Raw genomic sequence first — 23,078 nt, 5'->3', positions numbered from 1 at the left:
ACCGCGGGCTCCTGCGGCGCGTGCCGCTTCGGCCAGTACCACCAGAGCTACGAGCTGGCCCTGCGCAACTCCGGGCTCGAGGCCTTCCGCATGTTCCTTCTCGCCCAGGATCAGCTGGACCAGAAGGCGGCGATGGGTGACGGCTTCGACATGAATCTGCCGGTGACGCTGGGCTGTCTGTGGGCGATCTTCACCACCGACCTCGTGCAGGATCTCGAGTATCAGGTGCGGCCCTACGAGGTGGTGCCGGGCGCGACCGACGCGGTGGTGAAGGAGTCGGTGGAGCTCCTCTATCAGGCCTTCCGCCGGCGGCCGCAGATGGGCCCGTACCGGGCCGTGGCGTGGTACCTCGCCACCCCCTACTTCGTGAAGGTGATGCGCGAGATCCGGAAGAAGTTCGCCGCCATCGAGGTGGACCGGCTGCGCGCTAAGCCCACCGTGAAGATCACCGGCGAGTTCTACCTCCAGACGGTGGAGGGCGATCCCAACTACAACATCCACCGCTGGCTCGAGGCGGAAGGGGCCGAGGTCTATCCCGCGGGCATCACGGTGTGGATGGACTATCTCCTGCGACTAGGCCTCCAGCGCTTCGAGGACTACGCGCGCATCGAGAGGGGCGCGCGGCTCAAGCTCGGCCTGGGCCGTGCGGTGCAGGCGATCTATCGGGGCGTGTTCAACCGCCTCCGCCGGGCCATGGGCGACCTCGCCCACGAGCTGCCATATCAGCTCGAGCTGCGGCGTCTCGCCGCGCCCTACTTCAACCATCGCCTGGACGGGGGCGAGGGCGACATGCTGATCGGCAAGGCCATCTGGGCCCATACCAAGAAGAAGGCCCACATGATCTGCGAGCTGTCGCCCTACTCCTGCATGCCCAATACCATGAGCATCGGCGCCATGTCGGGCGTCATCGGGAAGTATCCCGACCTCCTCTACGCGCCCCTCGAGATCAAGGGCGACGCCGAGGTGCACGCGCTCTCGCGCTGTCAGATGATCCTCACCGAGGCCAAGAAGCGCGCGCAGCGCGAGTTCGACGAGGCGCTCGCCCGGAGTGGGATGACACTCGACGCCGTCCGCACCTACCTCGACGCGCACCCCGCGATGAAGCGAGGCGACTACAAGATCCCGCACATGGGCTGCGCGGGCGCCGGCGCGAATCTCATCCTGCACGTGGCGCAGAAGACGGGCTCGCTCAAGGTCAAGGCCGCCGCATGAAATACGTCGGGATGGACGTGGGCTCCACGACCGTCAAGGCGTTGGTCATGGAGGACGGAGCGGTGCAGTGGCGCGACTATCAGCGGCACAACACCCGCCAGGCCGAGAAGGTCCTCGAGTTTCTGGGGCGCATGGAGGAGGACGCGCAGCTCGCCCCCGGGCGCGACCGCATCTTCTTCACCGGCTCGGGCGCGGGCTTCCTGGCGCCGCTGGTCGGCGCCAAGATGGTGCAGGAAGTGGTGGCGGTCGCCGCCTGCGTGGAGCAGCAGCACCCCAACGTGCGCTTCGTCTCCGAGATCGGCGGCGAAGACATGAAGACGGTCTTCTTCACGCCGAGCGGCGGGGGGAAGACCAAGCAGGTCTACATGCAGTCCGCCTGCAGCGGCGGCACCGGCACCTTCATCGAGAAGACCGCGCGCAAGCTCGCCGTGCCGGCCGAGCGCCTCGCCGAGATGCCGTACGAAGGCATGAGCCTCCACAAGGTGAGCAGCAAGTGCGGCATCTTCGCGGAGACCGACGCCAACACCCTGGTGAAGACCGGGGTGCAGGTGGAGGAGATCATCGCCAGCCTGTTCGAAGCGGTCGTGTACCAGAACCTCGCCACCCTGACCAAGGGCAACACGCCCTCGCCCGAGGTACTGCTGCTCGGGGGGCCCAACCTCTTCTTCCGGGGCCTCCAGGAGGCCTGGCGCCATCACCTCGTCAAGCTCTGGCAGCAGCGGAAGATCGCGCTCCCCGCCGGCCGCGAGCCCGCCGACTGCATCGTCGTCCCCAAGGATGCGCTCTATTACGCGTGCCTGGGCTGCGTGGAGGTCGGCGCGGGCGAACCGGAGGGCGTGGCCATCTACCAGGGCCGCGACAATCTCCGCTGGTGGGTCGAGGAAGGCCAGGCCGAGCAGAAGGCCAAGGACGGTGGCCGGGCCCTGGTCTCGTGCGCGAGCGACCTCGAGTCCTTCGTGTCGGCCTACGATCTCAAGCGGCCGGCCACGGGCGCGCCGTCCCCCGAGGACGCGCCTGTCCACCCGGGACCGGTGCTCGTGGGCTGCGACTTCGGTAGCACGACCGCGAAGGCGGTGGTGCTCTCCCCTGATCGCGAGCTGCTCTTCTCCTGCTACGCGCTCTCCAAGGGCAATCCCATCGAGGACGCCCAGGCTCTCTTCACGCAGGTGCGCGAGGCGGGATTCACGGACGTGGCGGGCCTCGCCCTCACCGGCTACGGCAAGGACCTCCTCAAGGACGTGCTCGGCGCCGACGTGGCGGTGGTGGAGACGGTCGCGCACGCCACCGGCACGCTGCACTTCTTCCCCGACGCCGACGTGATCTGCGACGTCGGCGGCACCGACGTCAAGATCATGATCCTGCGCCAGGGCACCGTCGCCGACTTCCGGCTGAACTCGCAGTGCTCCTCCGGCAACGGCGCGTTCCTCCAGGGCGTGGCCGAGCGGTACTCGATCCCCCTCGAGGCGTACGCCGACCGCGCGTTCCAGGCCAAGTCGATGCCGACGCTGGCCATGGGCTGCGGCGTGTTCCTCCAGTCGGACATCGTGAACCAGCAGCGCAAGGGCTGGGCCGCGGAGGAGATCATGGCCGCGCTCGCCGCGGTGCTCCCGATCAACGTGTGGATCTACGCCGGCCAGCTCCAGAACCTCCGTGCCGTCGGGCGCAAGTTCGTGCTCCAGGGCGGCACCCACCGCAACATGGCGGTGGTGAAGGCCCAGGTGGACTTCATCCGCGGCAAGGTGCCGGACGCCGACGTGGTGCTCCATCCCTACTCCGGGGAGGCGGGCGCCATCGGCGCCGCCCTCTGCGCGGTGGACTGGCGCGCGCGCGGCGGGACCACACGCTTCCGCGGCTTCGACACCGTTGCCGCCCTCGTCTACACCAGCACCACCGCACCGGAGACGGTATGCAAGTGGTGCCCGATCAACTGCACGCGCACGTTCATCGACGTCCAGCTCCCCTGCGCAGCCGGCCGCCCGTGGAGCAAGCTTCCGCTGGCCCAGGGCTGGGAGCGCGTGATCAGCGGCAACTCCTGTCCCAAGGGGCTGGTGGAGGACGTCAACGAGCTGCGTCAGGTGAAGTCGAAGCTCGAGGAGGTCAAGCGTGAGTACCCTAACCTTGCCGAGATGGTTCGGACGGACGCCTTCCGCCGTCCCCGAGTCGAATCCGGGGTCGTCGCGGGCTAGCCTCCGGATCGGCATCCCGCGCGTCCTCAATCTCTGGTCCACCCACCAGTTCTGGGTGGGCTTCTTCGGCGCGCTCGGTGTCGAGGGGCGCCGCCTCGTGTTCTCGTCCGACACCTCCGAGGAGCAGGGGCGCCAGTTCGGCAAGGGCCGCGGCACCGTGGACTGCTGCTATCCGGTGAAGTGCATCGCCGGCCACTACGGCGAGCTGGTGTTCGGGCAGAAAGAGAAGCTCGACATCGTCTTCTCCCCCATGATCTACAACCTCCCCTCCTTCCTCTCCGGCCACGTCGCCCGCACGCTCGCCTGCCCCCGGGTGATGGCGGCCCCCGAGAACATCAAGGCCGGCTTCATGAAGGAGCGCGACGTGTTCGCGGAGCAGGGCCTCCGCTACGCCTCGCCGTTCGTGTCGCTGGACGAGCCCAAGCTCGTCCCCAAGCAGCTCTGGGAGGGGCTGCGGGGCGTGATCCCCGGCCTCACCGCCGAGGAGACGGCGCGCGCGGTGGACGAGGGTTATCGCTCGCTCGCCGACTTCAACACGCGGCTGCGGGGGAAAGGACGCGAGATCCTCGAGTGGTGCGCGCGAGAGAACCGGCCCTGCCTCCTCGTGCTCGCCCGTCCCTACCACATGGATCCCGGCATCGGCCACGAGATCGAGGTGGATCTCCAGGCCTACGGCTACCCGGTGCTGTGGGCCCAGTACTTTCCCATCGATCAGGACCTCATGGACTGGGCCTTCGGCGAGGACATCCGGGCCGGGATCATCCGATCGGCCTTCGACATTCGGGATGTCTGGCCGTCCTCGTACTCTGCCAACACCAACGAGATCCTGTGGGGGGCGAAGGCGGCGGCGCGCATGCCCTGGGTGGCCTGCGTGGTGCGGCTGGCGAGCTACGAATGCGGGATGGACCAGCCGACCTATACGCCGGTGCAGCAGATCGTGGAGCGCTCGGGCACTCTGTTCTTCTCGTTCCAGGATCTCGACTCGACCAAGCCCGCCGGCTCGGTGAAGATCCGCGTCGAGACCATCACCCATTACCTCGAGCGCTACGCGATGGATATCATCGAAAAGAAGAAGGCGGCGATGCCGCCGGGCTGCCCCCTCGGCGGGGCGTGAGGCGGCCGCGCACCGCCCTCAGCCCCGTTCTCTTCCCACCCAGCCCATCGCCCGCCGCCACGCGTCGAGGTGCGTGGCGATCTGGCCTACCACGTCGGGATGGCGCGCCGCGACGTCCACCGTGTCGGGCGGCACGTCGCGCAGATCGTGCAGCGCCCGTTCCCCCGCACGCCACGCCCACTCCTCCGAGACGCGGTGGTCGCGGTAGACGGTGAGGAGCTTCCACGGCGGCATCGTGAGGGCGAGCATGGCGCCGTGCTCGCCCACCGCCACGCTGGGATGCCGCGGGATGTCGGTTCCGTCGCGCAGAGAGGGCCAGCGACTCGCTCCAGCGAGGCCGGCGGGGACGGGCAGTCCCAACGACTCAATCAGCGTGGGGAAGAGGTCGATCAGGTCGAACACGCCCCCAATCTCCGCGCCGGGCGCGCGGAGGCTGCCCGCGGCCGGCTTCCAGATCACCGGCACGCGGAGCGATGCCTCGAGCAGCGTCTGGTGCGCGAAGAAGACGCCGCGCTCGCCCAGGCACTCGCCGTGGGGTGAGCACACGATCACGGTGGTGCGCTCGGCGAGCCCTCGGTCCTCGAGGGCCTCGATGAGACGCGCGACCTGATAGTCCAGATACGAGATCCCGGCCATGTACTGGCTGATCGCGTAGCGAAAGTCCACGACGCCCTCGAGCCACGACGTCGCGTCGGCCTCGATCTCCTTCAGCATGGGGAGTAGCCGCTCGAGCCAGGCCACCAGATCCCGCGACGGAGGACCGGACTCGAGACCGCGGGCCTCGCCGTCGAGCCAGTCCGCGAACCGAGAGACGCTGAGCCCGCGACGGGCCTCCGCCGGCAGGTCCACCAGATACGCCGCCAGCTCGGGGCTGCAGCCCGCGGCCCCGCGCCAGTGCGCCACGGTGGCGCGAAACGTCTCGGTGATGGCGACGTCGGAGCGCCCCTTCCGCAGGGCGGGCAGCGCCCGTTCGATCTCCCGCACCGCTTCGATCGCCCGAATGCCGGCCACATCGGCCGCCCGATGCTCGCGCGCTGTCCGGCTGGGATCGCCCGTGTAGTACATGGAGCGAAAGGGCTCGGGGAGGGGCGCCGGCGGCCGGGCATCGACGTACTCGAGCCACACGAAGGACGGTCGGGCCGGGCGCCGATCCAGCCAGTCGACCCACCGTCGCGTCGTGATGGCGCCGTCCTGCCGGCCGCGCGCGAGCGAGGGGATCTGCTCGGCGAAGAGCTCGCCCAGGCCTGTCGAGCGGGCGCCGAGCCCCGTGTCGCTCGCTGCAAACACGGTGTGATAGCCGAAGGCGCGGAGATAGACGGGCAGGGTGGCTAGGCTGGGGGGCATCCGCCCCCACTCCGCGTCGATCCCGTGGGTCGGCACGTGCTGACCGCTGAGAAGGCTCGCGTAAGAGCCCGTGCGGGTCCCGGCCTGCGCTCGCGCGTGCATCATGCGGACCCCGGTCTTTGCGAGCGCATCGAGGTGCGGGGTGCGCACGCCTGGATGCCCCGCGCACCCGAGGTGATCGGCGCGCAGCGCATCCGCGGAGACGAGCAACACCACCGGAGGATCGGGCGCGGGACGCACGCGACGTGGCGCCGACGGCGCGTCATGGACGATGCGCGGGTCGGCCCAGCCCGCCCAGGCATGGTGAGGGTCGAGACGCCGCGACACCGAGGTGCGGAGCACCAGCCGCACGCGGCGTCCCGCGAAGCGGGCGAGGTCGATTTCGCGCTCCACCCAGCGGCGGTCCTCCTCGCGGTGGTGCGGATCGAGACCGACGGAGAGCACGCGCGTCTCGCCCTCGCCGTCGACGAGGATCGACGCTTCGAAGGCGATCTCCGAAGGGAGACGGCTCCACGCGATCTTCTTGATACCGCACGCCAAGAGCAGGCGCGGGCGCGGCCCGAGCACGAGCGGCGGGAACTCCATCAGCGAGTCCGGATGCTGCAAGAGCGCCATGCGCGTGTCGCGCAGCAGGGTCATGGGCTGGATGGTCACGTGTCCGGACGCCGGCGCGGTCACCGTGGCCTCGCCCACGCGGTCGAGGAGATGCTCCGTCCTCATCGTGCGTCCGTTCGCCCGCGTTGCACCATGCTCCGTCACCTAACCTTGCGCACCTTGTCCTCTTGGGACCTCACCGTCAGTCCCCGCCAGCATATGAATCGCGCACCGCTACAGGTCGGATCCCTACGCTGACGCAAGGCGTGGGGGGACTTCGCCGATACCGAGTCCAGCAAGGCGAGTGCCACGGCGACGGAGCAGTGACGTCGGGATCTTACGGGGCGGGGGCACCGCCCCGTCATCAGATTGTCAAGTTTCCCGACTGCGTAGCCGATCCAGCGAGAGCGCCAGGGGGAGGATCAGGGCGAGGGCGAGCGCGGCGTTGGCGGCCATCGCGAGGGGCACACCCGCCGTGGTCGCGAGGAGCCCGATCCATAGGGTGCCGAGCGGCTGGGTGCCGATGCACGCAGAGAGGATGCCCATGGCGCCGCCCCGCGAGGCCTCGGGCGCCGACAGCAGCACGAGCGTGCTCTGCATGGCCGCGAAGCCGGACTCGAGCGCGCCGATCAGCAGGAGGATGGCGAGACACAGCACGCCCCAGCGCGAAGCCGAGAAGGCCAGAAGGAGAAACGGCGCGCTCAGCACCGAGAGGGCGAACAGGCGCCGGTGCGAGATGAAGCCCCGCTGGGACGCGATGGCCAGCGCGCCCAGCAGCGCGCCCAGGCCGTCGGCGGCCACGAGGGCGCCGAGGAACTCGGGCCCGCCGCCCAGCACGTGACGGGCGAATACGGGCAGCATGTGCTGGTAGGGAAAGAAGAGCGTGTTCATGAGCACGGTGATCAGCAGCACCGTACGCACGGTGGGCTCGGCCCAGGCGGTGCGCGCGCCCTCGGCGAGGGTGGCGAGCACGCCGGCGCGCGGGCTGCGCGCGGGGCCACCGATGCGGGCGGGGAGCCCGAGCGAGACGAGGAGTCCCAGCGCGTAGAGCAGCGCGATGGCCCCGAAGCAGGCTTCCGGGCCCAGGCGCGCCAAGCCCACGCCGGCGAGCACGGGGCCGCCGATCTTCGCCACCTGCATCGACACGGTCTCGAGCGACACCGCGTTGGCGACGCGGCGCGGGCCGACCAGCGTGAAGATCGACGTGCGGCGCGCCGGGAAGTCGAGCGCCCACAGCACGCCGAACAGCACCTCGAGACCGACGAGGGGCCAGTAGCCGCCCGCGCCCCGCGCGAACACCAGCGCGAGGGTGAGCCCGGTGACGAGGCCGAGCGTCTGGGTGGCGAGGAGCACGCGGCCGCGATGCGCGCGATCCGCCACGATCCCGGCGAGCGGGCCCAGCGCCATCATGGGCGCCGAGCGCGCGAACGCGGCGAGCCCCACCATGAAGGGCGAGCCGGTGAGCTGATAGGAGAGCCAGCCGAGCACGATGAGGTCCATCCAGCGCGCGGCATTGACGAAGAGGCCGGAGAGCCAGAGCCGCCGGTACGACGGCTCGGACAACACCTCGAGGACGGCGAGACGCGGAGTCGCCGCGCTCGCCGCAGGAGCGACGCTGCTCACCCGCTCAGCAATAGCATGAAAGTGCGGTACACTTCGTGCGTTTCACGGCCGCGCGGCCACGCGCGGCAAAGCGATCCGTCAGTTCACATATCCGGAGGCGTCTCATGCGGGTACTGGTCACGGGAGCAGCGAGCGGAATCGGGCGGGCGACGTGCCTGAGGCTCGCGCGCGATGCGCGGGCGAAGGGGGAAAAGGCGCACATCGCGGCGGTGGATCTCGCGGTGACGCCGGCGCTGCAGCAAGTCGCCGCCGAGCTGGCCGATCTCGGCGCCGCGGCGCTGCCTCTCGCCGGCGACATGGGCAGTGCGGACGCGCCTGGCCGGGTGGTGGCCGAGGCGGTGACGAATTTCGGCGGGCTCGACGGCCTCGTCAGCAACGCCGGCATCAACCGGCCCGGGCCGCTGGTGGACTACACCGTCGAGGACTGGGATCGCCTCTTCGCCGTGAACACGCGCGCGACCTGGCTTCTCGCCAAGGCCGCGTACCCCGCGCTGAAGGCCGCGCGCGGCGCCATGGTGGCGATCGGCTCGATGTCCGGCAGCAACGCACACGCGAACCTCGGCGCCTACGGACCCACCAAGGCCGCGGTGATCATGCTGGTGAAGGTGCTCGCGCAGGAGCTCGGCCGCGACGGCATCCGCGTGAACGCGGTCTCTCCGGGGATGGTCCGCACTGGCATGACGGAACCCGTGTACGCCGATGGCGAAGTCGCGGCGGCGCGCGACGCGCTGGTTCCGCTGGGCCGCGTCGCGGGGCCGGAGGACATGGCCGACGTGGTGGCGTTCCTCCTCGGACCCGACGCCCGCTACATCAACGGCCACGATCTCGTGGTGGACGGCGGCGTCACCGGCAACTTCCTCGGCCGCCTGCCCGGCATCGGCAAGATCCCGAGGGCGAATCGGTGAGCGTGCCCGTCAAGCTCGGGATGTTCACGATGCCGTTCCATCACCCGGGGAAGAACTACGCGCAGCTCCTCGAGGAAGACCGCGAGGCGGTGATCCTCGCCGACCGCCTGGGCTTCTCCGAGGCGTACGTGGGCGAGCATTTCTCGTCATGGAGCGAGCGGATCACCTCGCCCCTGATCTTCCTCGCCACCGTGATCCCTCTGACCACGCAGATCCGCCTCGGCACCGGCGTGCTGAATCTCCCCCAGGTGCATCCCGGCCTGGTCGCCGCGCACGCCGCCATGTTCGACCAGCTCTCGGGCGGGCGCTTCATCATGGGCATCGGCCCCGGCGGGCTGGTGTCGGACCTCGAGATGTTCGACGTGGGTCAGGCCGAGCTGCGACCGCAGATGGTGCAGGAGTCGATCGACATCGTGCTCCGGCTCTGGGCCCAAGACCCGCCCTACGAGATCAACGGCCGCTTCTGGAAATTCGCCCTGAAGGACGCGATCTGGCCCGAGTTCAAGGTGGGCTACATCCCCCGCCCGCTCCAGCAGCCGCACCCGCCGATCGCCATCTCGATCATCACGCCCAACTCGTCCACCGCGAAGGTGGCGGGCGAGAAGGGCTGGATCCCGGTCTCCGGCAATTTCTTCCACAAGCGCTACCTGCGAGGCCACTGGGAGAAGTACGTGGAGGGCTGCGAGGCGGTGGGGCGCCGTCCCGATCCCGGCGTGTGGCGCGTGTCGCGGAGCGTGCTCGTGACCGAGAGCGACGCCGAGGCCGAGGAGTACCTCGCGGATCCCGCCTCGGGGCTTTCCTTCTACTACAAGTTCTTCATCCACTCGTTCTCGCTGGGCCGGAAGGCGCTGTTCATGATCAAGCCCGACGTCGATCTCCCCGACGCCGAGACGACGGTGGATGCGGTCAAGCGCGGCATGATCATCGCCGGGAGCCCGTCCCGGGTGCTCGATCAACTGGTCGCGTTGCGCGAGGAGATCGGTCCGTTCGGCACCCTCCTCATGGCCGGGCACGACTGGGACCGCCCCGCCCTCTGGAAGCGCTCGATGGAGCTACTCGCCACCCGCGTGATGCCCCGCTTCACGCGGGACTAGGGCGCGCGGCGAGGCGGCGGCCGCCGCGCACGGCCACGGGCGGAGACACGCATGGCGGGCGACGTCCACGTCATCGATCATCCCCTGGTCCAGCACAAGCTCTCCCTGCTCCGGCGCAAGGAGACGAGCACCTCCGAGTTCCGCGCCCTCGTCGCCGAGATCGGGATGCTGCTGGCCTACGAGGTCACGCGCGACCTGCCCACCCAGGCCACCGTCGTTCAGACGCCTCTCGCCCGCATGAGCGCCTCCGTGCTGGACGGTAAGAAGATCGTGCTGGTCGCCATCCTTCGCGCCGGCACGGGCATCCTCGACGGCATGCTGCGCATCCTGCCCAGCGCGCGGGTCGGTCACATCGGGATCTACCGAGATCACGCGACCCTCGCCGCCGTCGAATACTACGCGAAGGTGCCCAAGGTCATGCACGACCGCGACGCCATCGTGATGGACCCAATGGTGGCCACGGGGAACTCGGCAGTCGCCGCGGTCAACCGGCTCAAGGAGACGAACCCGCGCTCCATCAAGTTCGTCTGCCTGGTCTCCTGCCCCGAGGGACTGCGCCACTTCCACGCGCAGCACCCCGACGTGCCCGTCTACACCGCCGCGGTGGACAGCCACCTCGACGATCACGGCTACATCGTGCCCGGGCTCGGGGACGCGGGCGACCGGCTCTTCGGGACTAGATAGGGCAGACGAGCTGGCCGAGTCGCGCGGTGAGCCGCGCGTTCTCGCCATAGTCGACCGGCACGTCCACGATGGCGACACCCGGGTGCGCCATCGCCTCCCGCAGCGCGGGAACGAGGTCGCGCGGGGCGCCCACCGTGATGCCCTTGGCGCCGAAGGCGCGCGCCAGAGTCACGAAGTCGGGATTGCCGAAGCGCACGCCGGCCGTCCGGCCCTTCTGGTTCTGCTGCTTCCACTCGATCAAGTTGTAGCCGCCGTCGCGGAAGATCACGCAGACGAGGGCGACGCCGAGGCGCTGCGCCGTCTCCAGCTCCTGGACGTTCATGAGGAAGCCGCCGTCGCCGCACACCGCGATGACCCGTTGATCGGGTTGGGCGAGACGGGCCGCGATGGCGGCGGGCAGCGCGAAGCCCATCGCGGCGTAGCCATTCGAGATCAGCACGGTGTTGGCCTCGTAGGCCGGGAAGGTGCGCGCCACCCAGAGCTTGTGCGTCCCCACGTCCGAGATCAGGACGTCGTCGCGGGCCATCACGCTGCGGAGATCCCGCAGGATGCGCTGGGGCTTGATGGGGAACGTGTCGTCACCCGCGCCCTCCTCGATCTGCTCCAGGATGAAGCGCCGGAGCACCGCGAAGGGCGCGGGGTCCTTCTGTCCCTTCACGAGGTCGCCGAGGAGCTCCAGGGTCTCGCGCACGTCCGCCACCACCTCCACCGCGGGCTGGTAGTAGCTGTCCACCTCGGCGGGCGTGAAGTCCACGTGGACGATGGTCTTCTTCCGCTCGGGATTCCAGAAGCGCGGTGCGTATTCCACCGGGTCGTAACCGATCGAGAGGATGAGGTCGGCCTTCTCGAACCCGCACGAGACGTAGTCGCGGGCCTGGAGGCCGGCGGTGAAGAGGCAGAGCGGGTCGTCGTAGGGCAGACACCCTTTGGCCATGAACGTGTTGACCACCGGGATGCCGTGGCGACGGGAGAACGCGCGTAGCGCTCCGGCGGCGCGGCCGCGGACGACCCCGTTGCCCGCGAAGATGAGGGGGAACGACGCGTCCTCGATGAGCTGGGCCGCCGCCTGGAGAGCGGCGCGGTCGGGCGAGGGCCGGCGGGCCCGCTCGGTGGACAAGGGGTGGCCCTCCGCGGTCTCGTCCGCCACGTCTTCCGGCACCTCGATGTGGCAGGCGCCGGGCTTCTCCGACTCCGCGAGCTTGAAGGCCTTGCGGATCACCTCGGGCGCCACCGCGGCCGTCTCGAGGCGCGTGTTCCACTTAGTGAGCGGGCGCATGGACTCCACGATGTCCACGTACTGATGCGACTCCTTGTGCACGCGGTCGCGGCCGGCCTGGCCGGTGATGGCCACCAGCGGCGCGCGGTCGAGATTGGCGTCGGCGATGCCGGTGGCGAGATTGGTGGCGCCCGGCCCGAGCGTCGCGAGACACACGCCGGCCCGGCCGGTGAGCCGCCCCCACGCGTCCGCCATGAACGCGGCGCCCTGCTCGTGGCGGGTGGGCACGAACTGGATGCGGGAGTCCACCAGCGAATCGATGATGTCGAGGATCTCTTCGCCGGGCACGCCGAACACGTAGCGGACCCCCTCGTTCTCCAGACACCGCGCGATCACGTCCGCCGCCTTCATCGCCACCTCCTCACGCCAGCTTACCCTCCCGGTTGCACGCGCGCGAGCGCGGCGAGACGATGGCAGTTGGTGGGCGAGCCGCAGCCGAAGGCGAGGCGAGCGGATACATGATGGGGTCCCGCGCAAAGCGCGGGCTCCGAGCGAAGCGAGGAGGGTAATCATGAGCATTCAAACCATCAATCCGGCGACCGGCGAGGTGGTGGAGAAGTTCGATCCCACGTCCCCCGCGGAGCTCGAACGTATCGTGAGCGGCGCGCACGCGGCCTTCCAGGAGTGGCGCGCGGTACCGATCGTCGAGCGCGCCAAGCCCATGCGGGAGGCCGCCCGCATCCTGCGCACGCGCATGACCGAATTCGCGCGCACGATGACGGCCGAGATGGGCAAGCCCATCGCCCAGGGCGAGGCCGAGGCCGAGAAGTGCGCGTGGACCTGCGAATACTACGCGGACCACGCCGAGGCGATGCTCCGGGTGGACCCGCGCGAGACGGACGCGCTGCGGAGCTACGTCCGCTACGATCCACTCGGCGTGGTGCTGGCGATCATGCCGTGGAACTTCCCCTTCTGGCAGGTGTTCCGCTTCGCGGCGCCGGCCTTGATGGCGGGCAACGGGGCCATCCTCAAGCACGCGTCCAATGTCTCGCGCTGCGCGCTGCAGATCGAGGAGGTGCTCCGGCAGGCGGGCTTCCCGCGCGCCCTCTTCCGCACCGTGCTGCTGGAATCCTCGGCGGTGAGCCCGCTCATCGCCGACCGGCGCATCGCGGCCCTCACCCTCACCGGCAGCGACGTGGTGGGCGCCAAGGTCGCGGAGCAGGCGGGCCGCGAGCTGAAGAAGACGGTGCTCGAGCTCGGCGGCAGCGATCCCTTCATCGTGCTGGGCGACGCCGACCTCGCCTTCACCGCGCGGGGCGCCGCCGACGCGCGGCTCGTCAACAGCGGTCAGAGCTGCATCGCAGCCAAGCGCTTCATCGTGGTCGAGTCGGTCGCCGATCGCTTCCTCGACCTCTTCAAGACGGAGCTGGCGGCGCGGCGCATGGGTGACCCCCTTTCGCGCGAGACCCAGGTCGGCCCGCAGGCCCGGCTCGAGCTTCGCGACGCGCTCCACCGGCAGGTGGAGGAGTCGAAGAAGCGGGGCGCGCGCGTGCTCCTCGGGGGCGAGATCCCGAAGGGGCCGGGCGCGTTCTACCCGCCCACCCTGCTCGCCGGAGTGGACAAGGGCATGCCCGCCTTCGACGAGGAGACCTTCGGGCCGGTGGCCGCGGTGATCCGCGCCAAGGACGGCATGGACGCGGTGCACCTCGCCAACGACTCCCCCTTCGGCCTGGGCGCGTCCATCTGGAGCCGCGATCTTCCGGGGGCGGAGAAGCTCGCCGCCCACGTCGAGTCGGGCGCGGTGTTCGTCAACGGCATGGTGAAGTCCGATCCGCGGCTGCCCTTCGGGGGCGTCAAGCGGTCGGGCTACGGGCGCGAGCTGTCCGAGTTCGGCATCCGCGAGTTCGTCAACGTGAAGTCGGTGTGGGTGGCCGCGATGGGCGCGGCGGAGTCATCGCGCTCCGAGTAGGCGCCGCAGGAACGCCGCCTGGTCCCACGCGCCGCGACCGACGGCGAGGCCCAGCCGCACCACGACCAGCCGGCGCGAGGGAATGATCGTCATGATCTGCCCCTCGTGGCCGATGGCGTGGTAGGCGTCCGCGGGAAGCCTGTCCTCGCCCGACGGCGCGTAGGCGTCGCGCCCGAGGCGGCGCCAGAAATGGGCGGCGTAGACGCCGTCCGGTGCGGCGGGCGCCGGCGCAGTACTGAAGGTGACCCAGCCCTCGGGCAGCACCCGCCTGTCGCCCCAGATGCCGTCCTGCAGGTAGAGGGTGCCGAAGCGGGCCCAGTCCTGCGCGGTGGCAAGCATGAACGACGAGCCCACGAAGTCACCGGCGGCGTCCGGCTCCAGCACCGCGCTCGCCATGCCGAGCGGCTCGAAGAGCGCCCGCCGCGGGAAGAGCCAGTAGTCCTCGTCGCCGCCGCCGACCGCGCGGCGAAGGGCGCGGGCGATAATGTTGGTGGTGCCGCTCGCGTAGGACCACTGGGTACCCGGCGGCGCGGTGAGTGATTTGCCGGCGGCGAAGCGCGCCGCGTCCCCCGTGCCGAACAGCATCCAGAGCACGTCGCCGAGGGGATTGCCGTAGCTCTCGGAGAACTGGAGCCCGCTGGACATCTGGAGAGCCTGCCGCAGCGTGATCGCGCCGCGCGGGTCCCCCACCGTCGCCCACTCCGGAACTCGCAGCGGCTCGTCGAGCGCCAGCCGCCCCTCGCGCACCAGCACGCCCACCAGCGCGTTGACCACGCTCTTGGTCATCGACCACCCGGGCAGCGGCGAGTCCGCGCCGTAGCCGGGAGCGTAGCGCTCGGCGATGACGCGGCCGTTCTGCGCCACCACGACGGCGCGCGTGCGGCGCGAGGGAATGGCGCCGGGCTCGGCGAAGGCCTCGTCGAGCGCCGCGGTCACCGCCGCCGGATCGAGCGGCGCGGCGGGCGCGCCAGTCGGCGCCGGCCACGGCGTGCGGATGGTGGCCGGCATCGCACCGGGCAACGGCAGCCCACGCGCCGCGAGGTCGCGCGGAGTGACGCCCAGGGCGAGCGTGCACCCGAGGCCCTGGCGAAAGACGGCCGTCCGACCACCGAGGCCCAGCAGCCGGCTGGTGACGGTCCCCCCGCTCCGGTCCACGTCGACCGCGACCAGACGCAGGATACCGGGATCGTTGAGGTGGATCTCCTCGTCGAGCACCGGCTGGGGGCTGCGTCCCATCACGAAGACGCCCGAGCACACCGTCTTCGCCACGTAGCCGTTGCCGACCAGGATGATCCGGCCACCGTAGTAGACGAGCGCCACGAGGACGAGGACGGCGAGGGCGAGCAGGACGACGCTCAGCGGGCGGCGACGCGTCCTGCCCGCCCAGCTCACGCGTCGGACCGGGAGGTGGGACGGGCGGTGGCGAGGGTCCGGAGCCCCACGCTCTCGTCAGCAAGCTGTCCAGCGTCCACGGGCACACGGTCGCGGATCAGATCCACCGCGATCTTCAGCTCGCTGTCCGACTGGGGATCCTCGGGGTCTCCGCCGCGATCGATGCCGGCGGCGGCGAGGAGGACGCCGTCCTTCACGTAGAAGGCCAGCAGCTTCCGCTCCTCGCGGCGACCGCGGAAGACGACGCGATCCCAGCTGCGCGCGAAGCCCACGTACTCGATCACGTGCTCGTACTGATCCGACCAGAACGAGTGGACGTAGTCGTAGGGCGTGTCGTCGCCCAGCAGCGAGCGGGCCGCCGCGCGGCCGTGGCGGTCCGCGTGATTCCAGTGCTCGACACGCAGCCGCCCGAAGAGCGGGTGCATGTGATTGGCCACGTCGCCCGCCGCCCACACGTCGGGCAGCGAGGTGTGGCAATGCTCGTCCACGAGAATCCCGTTGTCTACGCCGGCGCCGGCGGAGACGAGCAGCTCCACGTTGGGCACGATGCCGATGCCCGCGACGACGAAGTCGCACTCCAGCACGCGGCCTTTCTTCGTGCGCACGCGCTCCACGCGTCCCATGCCCTCGAACGCGGCCACGCCGTCGTCCAGCACCAGCTCCACGCCCTTGTCGCGATGGATCTCGCCCAGCACCTCGCCCACTTCGGGGCCGAGGGCGCGGCCGAGCGGCACGGGGTGGCCATCGATGGCGGCCACTTCCACGCCCATTTGTCTCAAAGACGCCGCAACCTCGCAGCCGATGAAGCCGAAGCCCACCAGCACCGCCCGCCGCCCCCGCTGGGCGGCGGAGCGGATACGGTCCGAGTCTTCCACGGTGCGGAGCTGCAGGATGCCGGCGAGGTCGGCGCCCGGCGCCTCGAGCGTGCGGTTGCGGCTACCCGTCGTCACGAGCAGCTTGTCGTACGGGAGCCGCTCGCCGCCCTCGAGCGACACGTGCTTGCGCGTCGGATCGACGCTGGTGACCCGCGCCCCCAGGCGCAAATCGATGCGCGCGCCCGAGTAGTAGTCGGCGGGCTTGACGAGCTGGTCCTCGAACTTCTCCTGGCCGCGCAGATAGCCCTTGGACAGCGGCGGACGGTTGTATGGCGGCCGCGCCTCCGCGCCCACCAGGGTGATGTCGCCCTCGAAGCCGCCTTCGCGCAGGCCGGCGGCGGCGGTGGCCCCGGCCAGAGACGCGCCGATGATGACGATGCGCTCGCGTGGCATAGCAGTGCCCCCTTTAGGATCGATGGTACGCCCCGGGGGAAGAGGAGATCAGCGAAGCCGCGCGATCACGTCGAGCACGCGGAAGATCTCCGCGCTCTCGCGCACCATCTGTCGGTCGCCCGCCTGGCCCCAACGCAGGTTCCCGTCGCGATCCACCACGAAGGTCGAGCGGTACGCCACGTTCCGATCGGTGTCGTGTACGCCGTAGGCGGCGATGGCGGTCCGGTGGACGTCACTCAGCAGCGGGAAGGGAAACCGCCGGGCCTTCATGTAGGCCTCGTGGCAGAAGGGCGAGTCCCCGCTGATCGCCAGCATCGCCGCGCCCCGACGGGCGAGCTCGTCCGCGGCCTGACCCAGGCCGGTGAGCTCGGGCGTTCAGATGTTGCCCCAGTCGTAGCAGTAGAACGCGAGCACCACATCCTGGCCCCGATACTCCTCCAGGGTGACGGGACGCCCCAGCGTCGACGGCAGCGAGAATCCGGGCGCGGGCTGACCCCAGCGAAGCGCAGCCATGTCGGCCCCGACCATCGCATCGGCGGAGGCTCCGCGTCAACCGCGCTCGATGTGCTAGCCTCGGTGAAGACCCGCTCAAAGGAGACGACATGCCCCATCGCGGCCTCAAGTTCGGCATCTTCCTCGCGCCCTTCCACCGGGTCGGCGAGAACCCCACGCTCTCGATGGACCGCGACATGGAGCTCATCGAGTGGATGGATCACCTGGGTTACGACGAGGTGTGGGTGGGCGAGCATCACTCCGCGGGCTGGGAGACGATCGCCTCCCCCGAGGTCTTCATCGCCGCCGCCGCCCAGCGCACCCGCCACATCATGCTCGGCTCCGGCGTGACGAGCCTGCCGTATCACCATCCACTGATGGTCGCCAACCGCTTCGTGCAGCTCGATCACATGACACGCGGACGGACCATGCTCGGCTGCGGTCCCGGCGCCCTACCCTCCGACGCCTACATGATGGGCATCGAGCCCGTCACCCAGCGCCCGCGGATGGACGAGGCCCTCGACGCAATCATGCGCCTCCTGCGCTGCGAGGAGCCCGTCACGATGAAGACGGACTGGTTCGAGCTGCGCGAGGCGCGCCTGCATCTCGCGCCCTACACCGACCCGCACTTCCCCATCGCGGTCGCCAGCACCATCACGCCCTTCGGGGTCATGTCGGCGGCCAAGCACGGCCTCGGCGTGCTCTCCATCGGCGCGGGACTGCCGGGCGGCCCGGAGGCCCTCGCCGGCCAATGGAAGATCGGCGAGGAGACCGCGGCCAAACACGGCCAGACCATGGATCGGAAGAAGTGGCGCGTGGTCGTGAACACGCACGTCTCCGACGATGACGAGGGAGCGCTGCGCGACGTGTCGAAGGGCGAGCGCCGCGAGACCGTCACCTACTTCGAGGAGACGCTGGGCCGCCCCCCCGGCCGCTCCGACGATCCGCTGCGCGAGGGCGTGAAGATGGGCACCACGCTGGTGGGCTCGCCGGACACGGTGGTGCGCGGCATCCAGCGACTGCAGGAGTACAGCGGCGGCGGATTCGGCGGCGTGCTCTTCCGCGCCCACGAGTGGGCGAACCGCGAGCAGACGCTCCGCTCGTACGAGCTGTTCGCGCGCTACGTCATGCCGCGCTTCCAGGGCTCGCTCGCCGCCGTCGAGGACTCCAACGCCTGGGCACGCAGCAATCGCAAATCGATCTTCGGCCCCAACGTGGAGGCGGTCCGCCGCGCGTTCACGGATGCCGGCCGCGAGATCCCAGCCGAATACCGCGAACGTACCGTTGGCGCCCGCGACTTACCCGAGGACAAAGACGGCGAATAGCTGGATAACGTGAGGAGGGCACAGGCGTGGCGCGGGTTCGCGGCGCAATGCTGTACTGAGCAAGCGAGCCCGCGCCCCGGCTGTGCCCTCCGTCGCCGCCGCTAGCAGCGGCCCTTTTTGGCTTGGCCGGGCGGGCAATGCGGGGGACCCGGCACCGGGGCCGGCGCCACACGATAGTACTTCACGGGGACGGCCACGACGGGCGCGGGGACGTGATCCACGGCGACGAAGGTCCACGGCCCGTTGTGCTTGGGCCCCACGAACCAGTGGCCCTCGTGGAACGTGTAGTACCGGCCGCCGTAGACGAAGAGATTCACACCGCCCTCGGGGGCGTAGTACACCGGCGAGCCCGGCACCACCACCACGCGCGGCGGCGCCGGCGCCACGACCACGGGCGGCGGAGGCACCGGAACACCCACGTTGACATTCACATTGACCCCCGCGTGCGCGGCCGGCGGAAGCAGCGCGCCGGCAGCCAGCGCGAGCGCGACGAACAGATGTCGATAGGACATGGTTATCCCTCCTCTGGACGAGGAAGTTGCAACCGGGGTGCCATGAGAAGGTGCCGATCTGACGGGGACTTACAGGCGCCGGGCCTCTCGACCCGCCACCTTTTTGACGGTCGGCGTTCGGTCTACGGCAGCTGAATCTTCCCGCCGCCGCGCATGCCGCCGGGGCCGCCGAGGCCGGGCCCGCCGAGACCGGGCGGCATCCGGTCGGGCACGACGATCGACGAGGCCGCCTCGCGCCTGAGCTCCTGGAGCTGGCGCATGGTCCGCTCCACGCCAACCTTCGCCGCGTCCGCGAACTTCTCCGCGGCTTCGCCGAGTGACTTTGCCTCGATCTCGAACACGACGGGGAGCGCGCCCACCGAGGTGAGGATCTGCGTCTCGCCGACATACAGGATGGCGCGGGTGAGATCGACGTTGCCCTCGCCGGTCACCGGCGTCATGACGCGGATCGTCCCCATGCGGCGATCGGTATACACGTCCTCGCGGTACAAGGACGCGGGATCCATCTTCAGTTCGGACAGCTCATCAGTCGCCATCTAGAGCCTCTCGTTCTGGGAAGAGTCATTGTGGGGCCGGCCCCGTCTGCCGGGTACCGCTGCGCTATTATAGGCTACTGGCCAAGCCGACGGCCACGACCCCGCATCTCCTCGAAGGAGACCAGCCGCATGCGCCTGCCCCTCGAAGACGTCACCGTGCTCGACCTGAGCCACGCCCTCGCGGGCCCCTTCTGCTCCACCATGCTCGCGGACTTTGGCGCGCGGGTCATCAAGCTCGAGCCCAAGGGCGCCGGCGACATCGCCCGCGCGTGGGGCACGCCGCTTCCAGGGGGTGAAACCGCGTATTTCGTGAGCCTGCACCGCAACAAGCAGGGCATCGAGGTGGATCTGAAGGCGCCCGAAGGAAAGGAGCTCTTTTTCAAGTTGGTCGAAAAGGCCGACGTGGTGCTCGAGAACTACCGCACCGGGGCGCTCGAGCGTCTCGGCCTCGCCTATGCGGAGGGGCGCAAGCGCAATCCCGGCGTCATCTACTGCTCGGTGTCGGGCTTCGGCCAGGACGGTCCGTATCGGGATCGCGCGGCGCTCGACCTGATCCTCCAGGCAGAGAGCGGCATGATCTCGGTGACCGGCGAGGAGGGCGGCCGCGGCGTACGCGCGGGCACCTCGATCGCGGACATGACCGCGGGCATGTACGCGGCGTTCGGCATCATGCTGGCGCTGCGGGTGAAGGAGAAGACTGGGCGCGGCCAGGCCATCGACGTCTCCATGCTGGAAGGGCAGATGTCCCTGCTCGGCACCATGATCGGCGGCTACCTCGCCGACGGCGAGTTGCCCTTCCCCATGGGCACCGCCTACAAGGCGTTGCTTCCGTACCAGACGTTCAGGACAAAGAGCCGTGATCTGGCCCTGGCGGTGGGCAGCGAGAAGCTCTGGCAGATCTTCTGCCCCGCCATCGGCCGGCCCGATCTCGCGAACGACCCCCGCTATCGCAAGAACGTGGACCGCGCGAAGAATCGCGCCACCCTCATTCCGCTCCTCCAGGAGGTGTTCCTCACCAGGACCTACGAGGAGTGGGAGGCGATCTTCCTACCCCTGGGCATCCCGTTCGGCGCCATCAACAACATCGCCCAGGTCGTGGAGCATCCGCAGGTCAAGGCCCGCGGCGCCCTCGTGGAGATGAACCACCCCCGCGCAGGAAAAGTGAAGATGGTGGGCGCCCCGGTGCGCCTGTCGGAGACGCCGGGCTCCGTGCGCACGCCCTCGCCCATGCTGGGCGAGCACACCGCGCAGGTGCTCCGCGAGCTCCTCGGGATGGATCAGCAGGCGGTGACGGCGCTGCGCGACCGGGGCGTGATCGGCGGCCCGCGCTAGGACGCGCGGTCCGACTGCCGACCGGCCGCCCCCAGGATACCGGCGAGGGTCTTCACGTCCACCGGCTTGGCGAGGTGGCTGTCGAAGCCGGCGTCCCGGGCGCGGCGGATGTCGTCGGGCTCACCGTAGCCGGTAACCGCGACCAGGAAGATGTGCACGCCTCCGACGCTCGCGCGGATCTGCCGCGCCAGCTCGTAGCCATCGAGCCCCGGCAATCCGACGTCGATCAACGCGATATCCGGACGTACCGCGACCGCACGCTCGAGGCCGTGCTCTCCGTCGGCCGCCTCGTGCACCTCGTGGCCCCACAGCTCGAGCATCGCGTGCAGCATCGTGCGTGAGTCCGCGTTGTCCTCCACGATGAGCACGCGCCGCGGGCCGCGCACGCTCCGGATGGGCTCCACCGGTTGCTGGCGCTCGGCGGGGGCGGCGATGCCGGGCAGCCGCACCGTGAACGCGCTTCCCCGCCCGGGCCCCGCGCTCGCCGCCTGTACCGAGCCTCCGTGCAGCTCCGCGAGCCGTCGCACCAGCGTGAGCCCGATGCCGAGCCCGCTCCCCGTGCGGCCCAGCGCCTGATCGCCCCGGACGAAGAGATCGAAGATGCGCTCGAGCAGCGCGGGCGGGATGCCGTCGCCGGTGTCGGTCACCGTGAGCACGACCGTGTCCGCCTCCGACGCGACGCGGACCTCGATGCGTCCGCCTTCCGGCGTGTACTTGAGGGCGTTGACGAGGAGATTGGTCAGAACCTGGGTGAGGCGCCCGGGATCGCCGTAGAGCCAGGCGGTCTCGGCCTCGACGGTGACCTCATGCCGGATGAGGCGGCCGGCCACCCGGAGGCTCTGCACGGTCTGCTGCGCCAGCTCGCCGAGGTCCACCGGCCGCCGGTCCAGCAGCATCTTGCCCGTCGTCACGCGCGCGATGTCGAGCAGCTCCTCGACCACCGTGACGAGCTGATTGACCTGGCGGCCGATCACCTCGCGCGCCCGCGCCGCCGTCTGGGGATCGCGGCCCGCGACCTCGAGGAGGCCGAGGGCGGCCCGGATCGCGGAGAGCGGGTTCCTCAGCTCGTGGCCGAGCATGGCGAGGAAGCTGTCCTTGGCGCGATTGGCCACCTCCGCCTCGGCGCGCGCGGTGCGCTCCTTGCGAAGCGCCTCGTCCCGCTCGTGCGCGCGCCGCTCGAGCCGGGTGGAGGCCTCGGCGAGGGCACCCGCCACCTCGTCGACCTCGCGCAGTCTCGAAGCGGGAGGCGGCTTGACCCGCGTGTCCTCTCTGGCGAACGAGCCCGCCAGCTCGGCGAGTCCGGCGATGGGCCGCGCGATGCGCCGGCCGAGGAGGAGGGCGAGCACGACGGCGAGGAGCGCCGCCGCCGCCCCTCCCGCCGCCACCGACGCCAGCGCGGCGCGGAGCTGCGCCTCCACCCTCTCGGCGGGCACGCCGGTGGCCACCGTCCAGCCCGAGGTCGCGGTGCGGCTGTGGGCGGTGTAGAACCACTGGCCCTCGAGCCCCGGGCCCTGATAGGTCGCCGCGGGCAGCTCGCGCGATTTGCGGGCCAGCGTCGCGGAGGGCGGGCGGCCCACCCAGCGCTCGTTGTGGAGGGTGCGGGCAATGATGATGCCGTTCTGGTCGAGCAGCGTGAGGGTGGCGTCGGGGGCCACCGGGTAGAGCGCCATGAAGCGCAGCCATTCCGCCTGGTCGATCTCGGCGATCAGCACGTAGCGCAGGACACCGCCGCGGGTCACCGGCACCGCGAAGCAGGTGGTGTAGTCACCCTCCGACCCCGGCGCCTTCACGAGCGGCGAGATGGCGGGACGGCCCGTGCGCTGCACGAGCTGGAAGAGGGGCTCGGCGGCGAGGTTGGCCCCCTTGCTGTCGACGCCCGGGCGCGTGTCGAGGAGACGCCGGCCCGACGCGTCGGCCAGCACCACCGCGGACCAGATACGCTGCGCCGCCACGACGTCGCGCGAGTCGTCGAGGAACTCGCGGAGAGCGCCGGTGTCGAGCCGGCGCGAATCGGCCATGGCGCGCAGAGCGGCAAGGGTCGCGTTCTGCCGGAAGTCGAGGGCGATCGAGAGGGCGCGGACCCGCTCGAGGTGGCTCTGCTCGAAGGCCGCGCGCTGCTGCCACCAGAACACGTAGGCCATGACGCCGGCGAAGACCAGAATGGGAAGGACCGACGCCACCACGAGGAGCAGCACGTGTGCGCGAATACGCACGGGTCGAGGATAGCACGCCGTCTTCCCAGGACCTCGCGTTGACAAGCCTTCGACCCTGGGGATAATC

At 70.2% G+C, this 23,078-nt stretch carries 18 protein-coding genes; 9 read left to right on the top strand and 9 right to left on the bottom strand.

The annotated features are described in order from the left end of the window. The 3 genes from VFX14_17230 to VFX14_17220 form a co-directional block, all read left to right on the top strand. On the top strand, window positions 1-1,212 hold a 1,212-nt coding region (locus tag VFX14_17230), incomplete at its 5' end, for a hypothetical protein (protein HEU5191431.1). Continuing rightward, complete coding sequence (locus VFX14_17225; GenBank protein HEU5191430.1) at window positions 1,209-3,398, top strand: BadF/BadG/BcrA/BcrD ATPase family protein; 2,190 nt, start codon at window positions 1,209-1,211, stop codon at window positions 3,396-3,398. The genes VFX14_17230 and VFX14_17225, both read left to right, overlap by 4 nt. Then, window positions 3,316-4,512, top strand: a complete 1,197-nt coding sequence (locus tag VFX14_17220; GenBank protein HEU5191429.1) for an acyl-CoA dehydratase activase-related protein — start codon at window positions 3,316-3,318, stop codon at window positions 4,510-4,512. Before VFX14_17225 ends, VFX14_17220 begins: the two co-directional genes overlap by 83 nt. Window positions 4,513-4,530: 18 nt before the next feature. On the opposite strand, the gene VFX14_17215 is transcribed toward VFX14_17220, so the two are convergent. Beyond that, the gene (locus VFX14_17215) at window positions 4,531-6,576 is read right to left on the bottom strand and encodes a sulfatase-like hydrolase/transferase (protein HEU5191428.1); all 2,046 of its coding nucleotides are present in this window, start codon (window positions 6,574-6,576) and stop codon (window positions 4,531-4,533) included. A gap of 246 nt (window positions 6,577-6,822) precedes the next feature. Further along, complete coding sequence (locus tag VFX14_17210; GenBank protein HEU5191427.1) at window positions 6,823-8,073, bottom strand: MFS transporter; 1,251 nt, start codon at window positions 8,071-8,073, stop codon at window positions 6,823-6,825. Between the two features lie 104 nt (window positions 8,074-8,177). Between VFX14_17210 and VFX14_17205 the strand changes: the two genes are divergently transcribed. The 3 genes from VFX14_17205 to upp are packed head-to-tail and all read left to right on the top strand — an operon-like array spanning window position 8,178 to window position 10,756. Further along, window positions 8,178-8,978, top strand: coding sequence for an SDR family oxidoreductase (locus VFX14_17205; GenBank protein ID HEU5191426.1), 801 nt, complete (start codon window positions 8,178-8,180; stop codon window positions 8,976-8,978). Continuing rightward, window positions 8,975-10,072 carry an LLM class flavin-dependent oxidoreductase gene (locus VFX14_17200; protein HEU5191425.1) on the top strand — a complete coding sequence of 366 codons (1,098 nt, stop codon included), beginning with the start codon at window positions 8,975-8,977 and terminating at the stop codon, window positions 10,070-10,072. The genes VFX14_17205 and VFX14_17200 overlap by 4 nt, the downstream gene beginning before the upstream one ends. A gap of 51 nt (window positions 10,073-10,123) precedes the next feature. Then, complete coding sequence (upp, locus tag VFX14_17195) at window positions 10,124-10,756, top strand: uracil phosphoribosyltransferase (GenBank protein ID HEU5191424.1); 633 nt, start codon at window positions 10,124-10,126, stop codon at window positions 10,754-10,756. Here the strand turns inward: upp and VFX14_17190 are convergent. Then, complete coding sequence (locus VFX14_17190) at window positions 10,749-12,383, bottom strand: acetolactate synthase large subunit (protein ID HEU5191423.1); 1,635 nt, start codon at window positions 12,381-12,383, stop codon at window positions 10,749-10,751. The genes upp and VFX14_17190 overlap by 8 nt on opposite strands. A gap of 160 nt (window positions 12,384-12,543) precedes the next feature. Here VFX14_17190 and VFX14_17185 point away from each other — a divergent pair, with 160 nt between their 5' ends. Further along, window positions 12,544-13,941 carry an NAD-dependent succinate-semialdehyde dehydrogenase gene (locus tag VFX14_17185; protein HEU5191422.1) on the top strand — a complete coding sequence of 466 codons (1,398 nt, stop codon included), beginning with the start codon at window positions 12,544-12,546 and terminating at the stop codon, window positions 13,939-13,941. Here the strand turns inward: VFX14_17185 and VFX14_17180 are convergent. From VFX14_17180 to VFX14_17170, 3 genes are read right to left on the bottom strand one after another with little or no spacing between them, the layout of a single operon-like run. Beyond that, window positions 13,924-15,333: a serine hydrolase gene (locus VFX14_17180; protein HEU5191421.1), complete on the bottom strand. Its 1,410-nt coding sequence runs from the start codon at window positions 15,331-15,333 to the stop codon at window positions 13,924-13,926. The genes VFX14_17185 and VFX14_17180 overlap by 18 nt on opposite strands. Beyond that, window positions 15,330-16,601, bottom strand: coding sequence for an FAD-dependent oxidoreductase (locus tag VFX14_17175; GenBank protein ID HEU5191420.1), 1,272 nt, complete (start codon window positions 16,599-16,601; stop codon window positions 15,330-15,332). The genes VFX14_17180 and VFX14_17175 overlap by 4 nt, the downstream gene beginning before the upstream one ends. A gap of 48 nt (window positions 16,602-16,649) precedes the next feature. Next, window positions 16,650-17,114 (bottom strand): peroxiredoxin family protein, encoded by a 465-nt coding sequence (locus VFX14_17170; protein HEU5191419.1) that lies wholly within the window; start codon window positions 17,112-17,114, stop codon window positions 16,650-16,652. A gap of 89 nt (window positions 17,115-17,203) precedes the next feature. On the opposite strand from VFX14_17170, the gene VFX14_17165 reads away from it, so the two are divergent. Further along, window positions 17,204-18,418, top strand: coding sequence for an LLM class flavin-dependent oxidoreductase (locus VFX14_17165; protein HEU5191418.1), 1,215 nt, complete (start codon window positions 17,204-17,206; stop codon window positions 18,416-18,418). Between the two features lie 101 nt (window positions 18,419-18,519). Here the strand turns inward: VFX14_17165 and VFX14_17160 are convergent, their stop codons facing one another. Together VFX14_17160 and VFX14_17155 are read right to left on the bottom strand one after the other, a co-directional pair. Continuing rightward, a complete protein-coding gene (locus tag VFX14_17160; protein ID HEU5191417.1) occupies window positions 18,520-18,930 on the bottom strand; it encodes a hypothetical protein in 411 nt (136 codons plus the stop codon). Between the two features lie 122 nt (window positions 18,931-19,052). Next, window positions 19,053-19,466 (bottom strand): hypothetical protein, encoded by a 414-nt coding sequence (locus tag VFX14_17155; protein ID HEU5191416.1) that lies wholly within the window; start codon window positions 19,464-19,466, stop codon window positions 19,053-19,055. A 129-nt stretch (window positions 19,467-19,595) separates the two neighbouring features. Between VFX14_17155 and VFX14_17150 the strand changes: the two genes are divergently transcribed. Beyond that, window positions 19,596-20,798, top strand: a complete 1,203-nt coding sequence (locus VFX14_17150) for a CoA transferase (GenBank protein HEU5191415.1) — start codon at window positions 19,596-19,598, stop codon at window positions 20,796-20,798. On the opposite strand, the gene VFX14_17145 is transcribed toward VFX14_17150, so the two are convergent. Further along, window positions 20,795-23,011, bottom strand: a complete 2,217-nt coding sequence (locus VFX14_17145) for an ATP-binding protein (GenBank protein HEU5191414.1) — start codon at window positions 23,009-23,011, stop codon at window positions 20,795-20,797. The two genes, VFX14_17150 and VFX14_17145, sit on opposite strands and share 4 nt — an antisense overlap. Window positions 23,012-23,078: the final 67 nt, after the last annotated feature.

It is taken from the genome of Candidatus Methylomirabilota bacterium (genome assembly GCA_035764725.1).
Lineage (GTDB): Bacteria > Methylomirabilota > Methylomirabilia > Rokubacteriales > CSP1-6 > DASRWT01.
The sequence above is the reverse complement of the archived record's forward strand: the minus strand, read 5'-3'. Positions and strand labels throughout refer to the sequence as shown.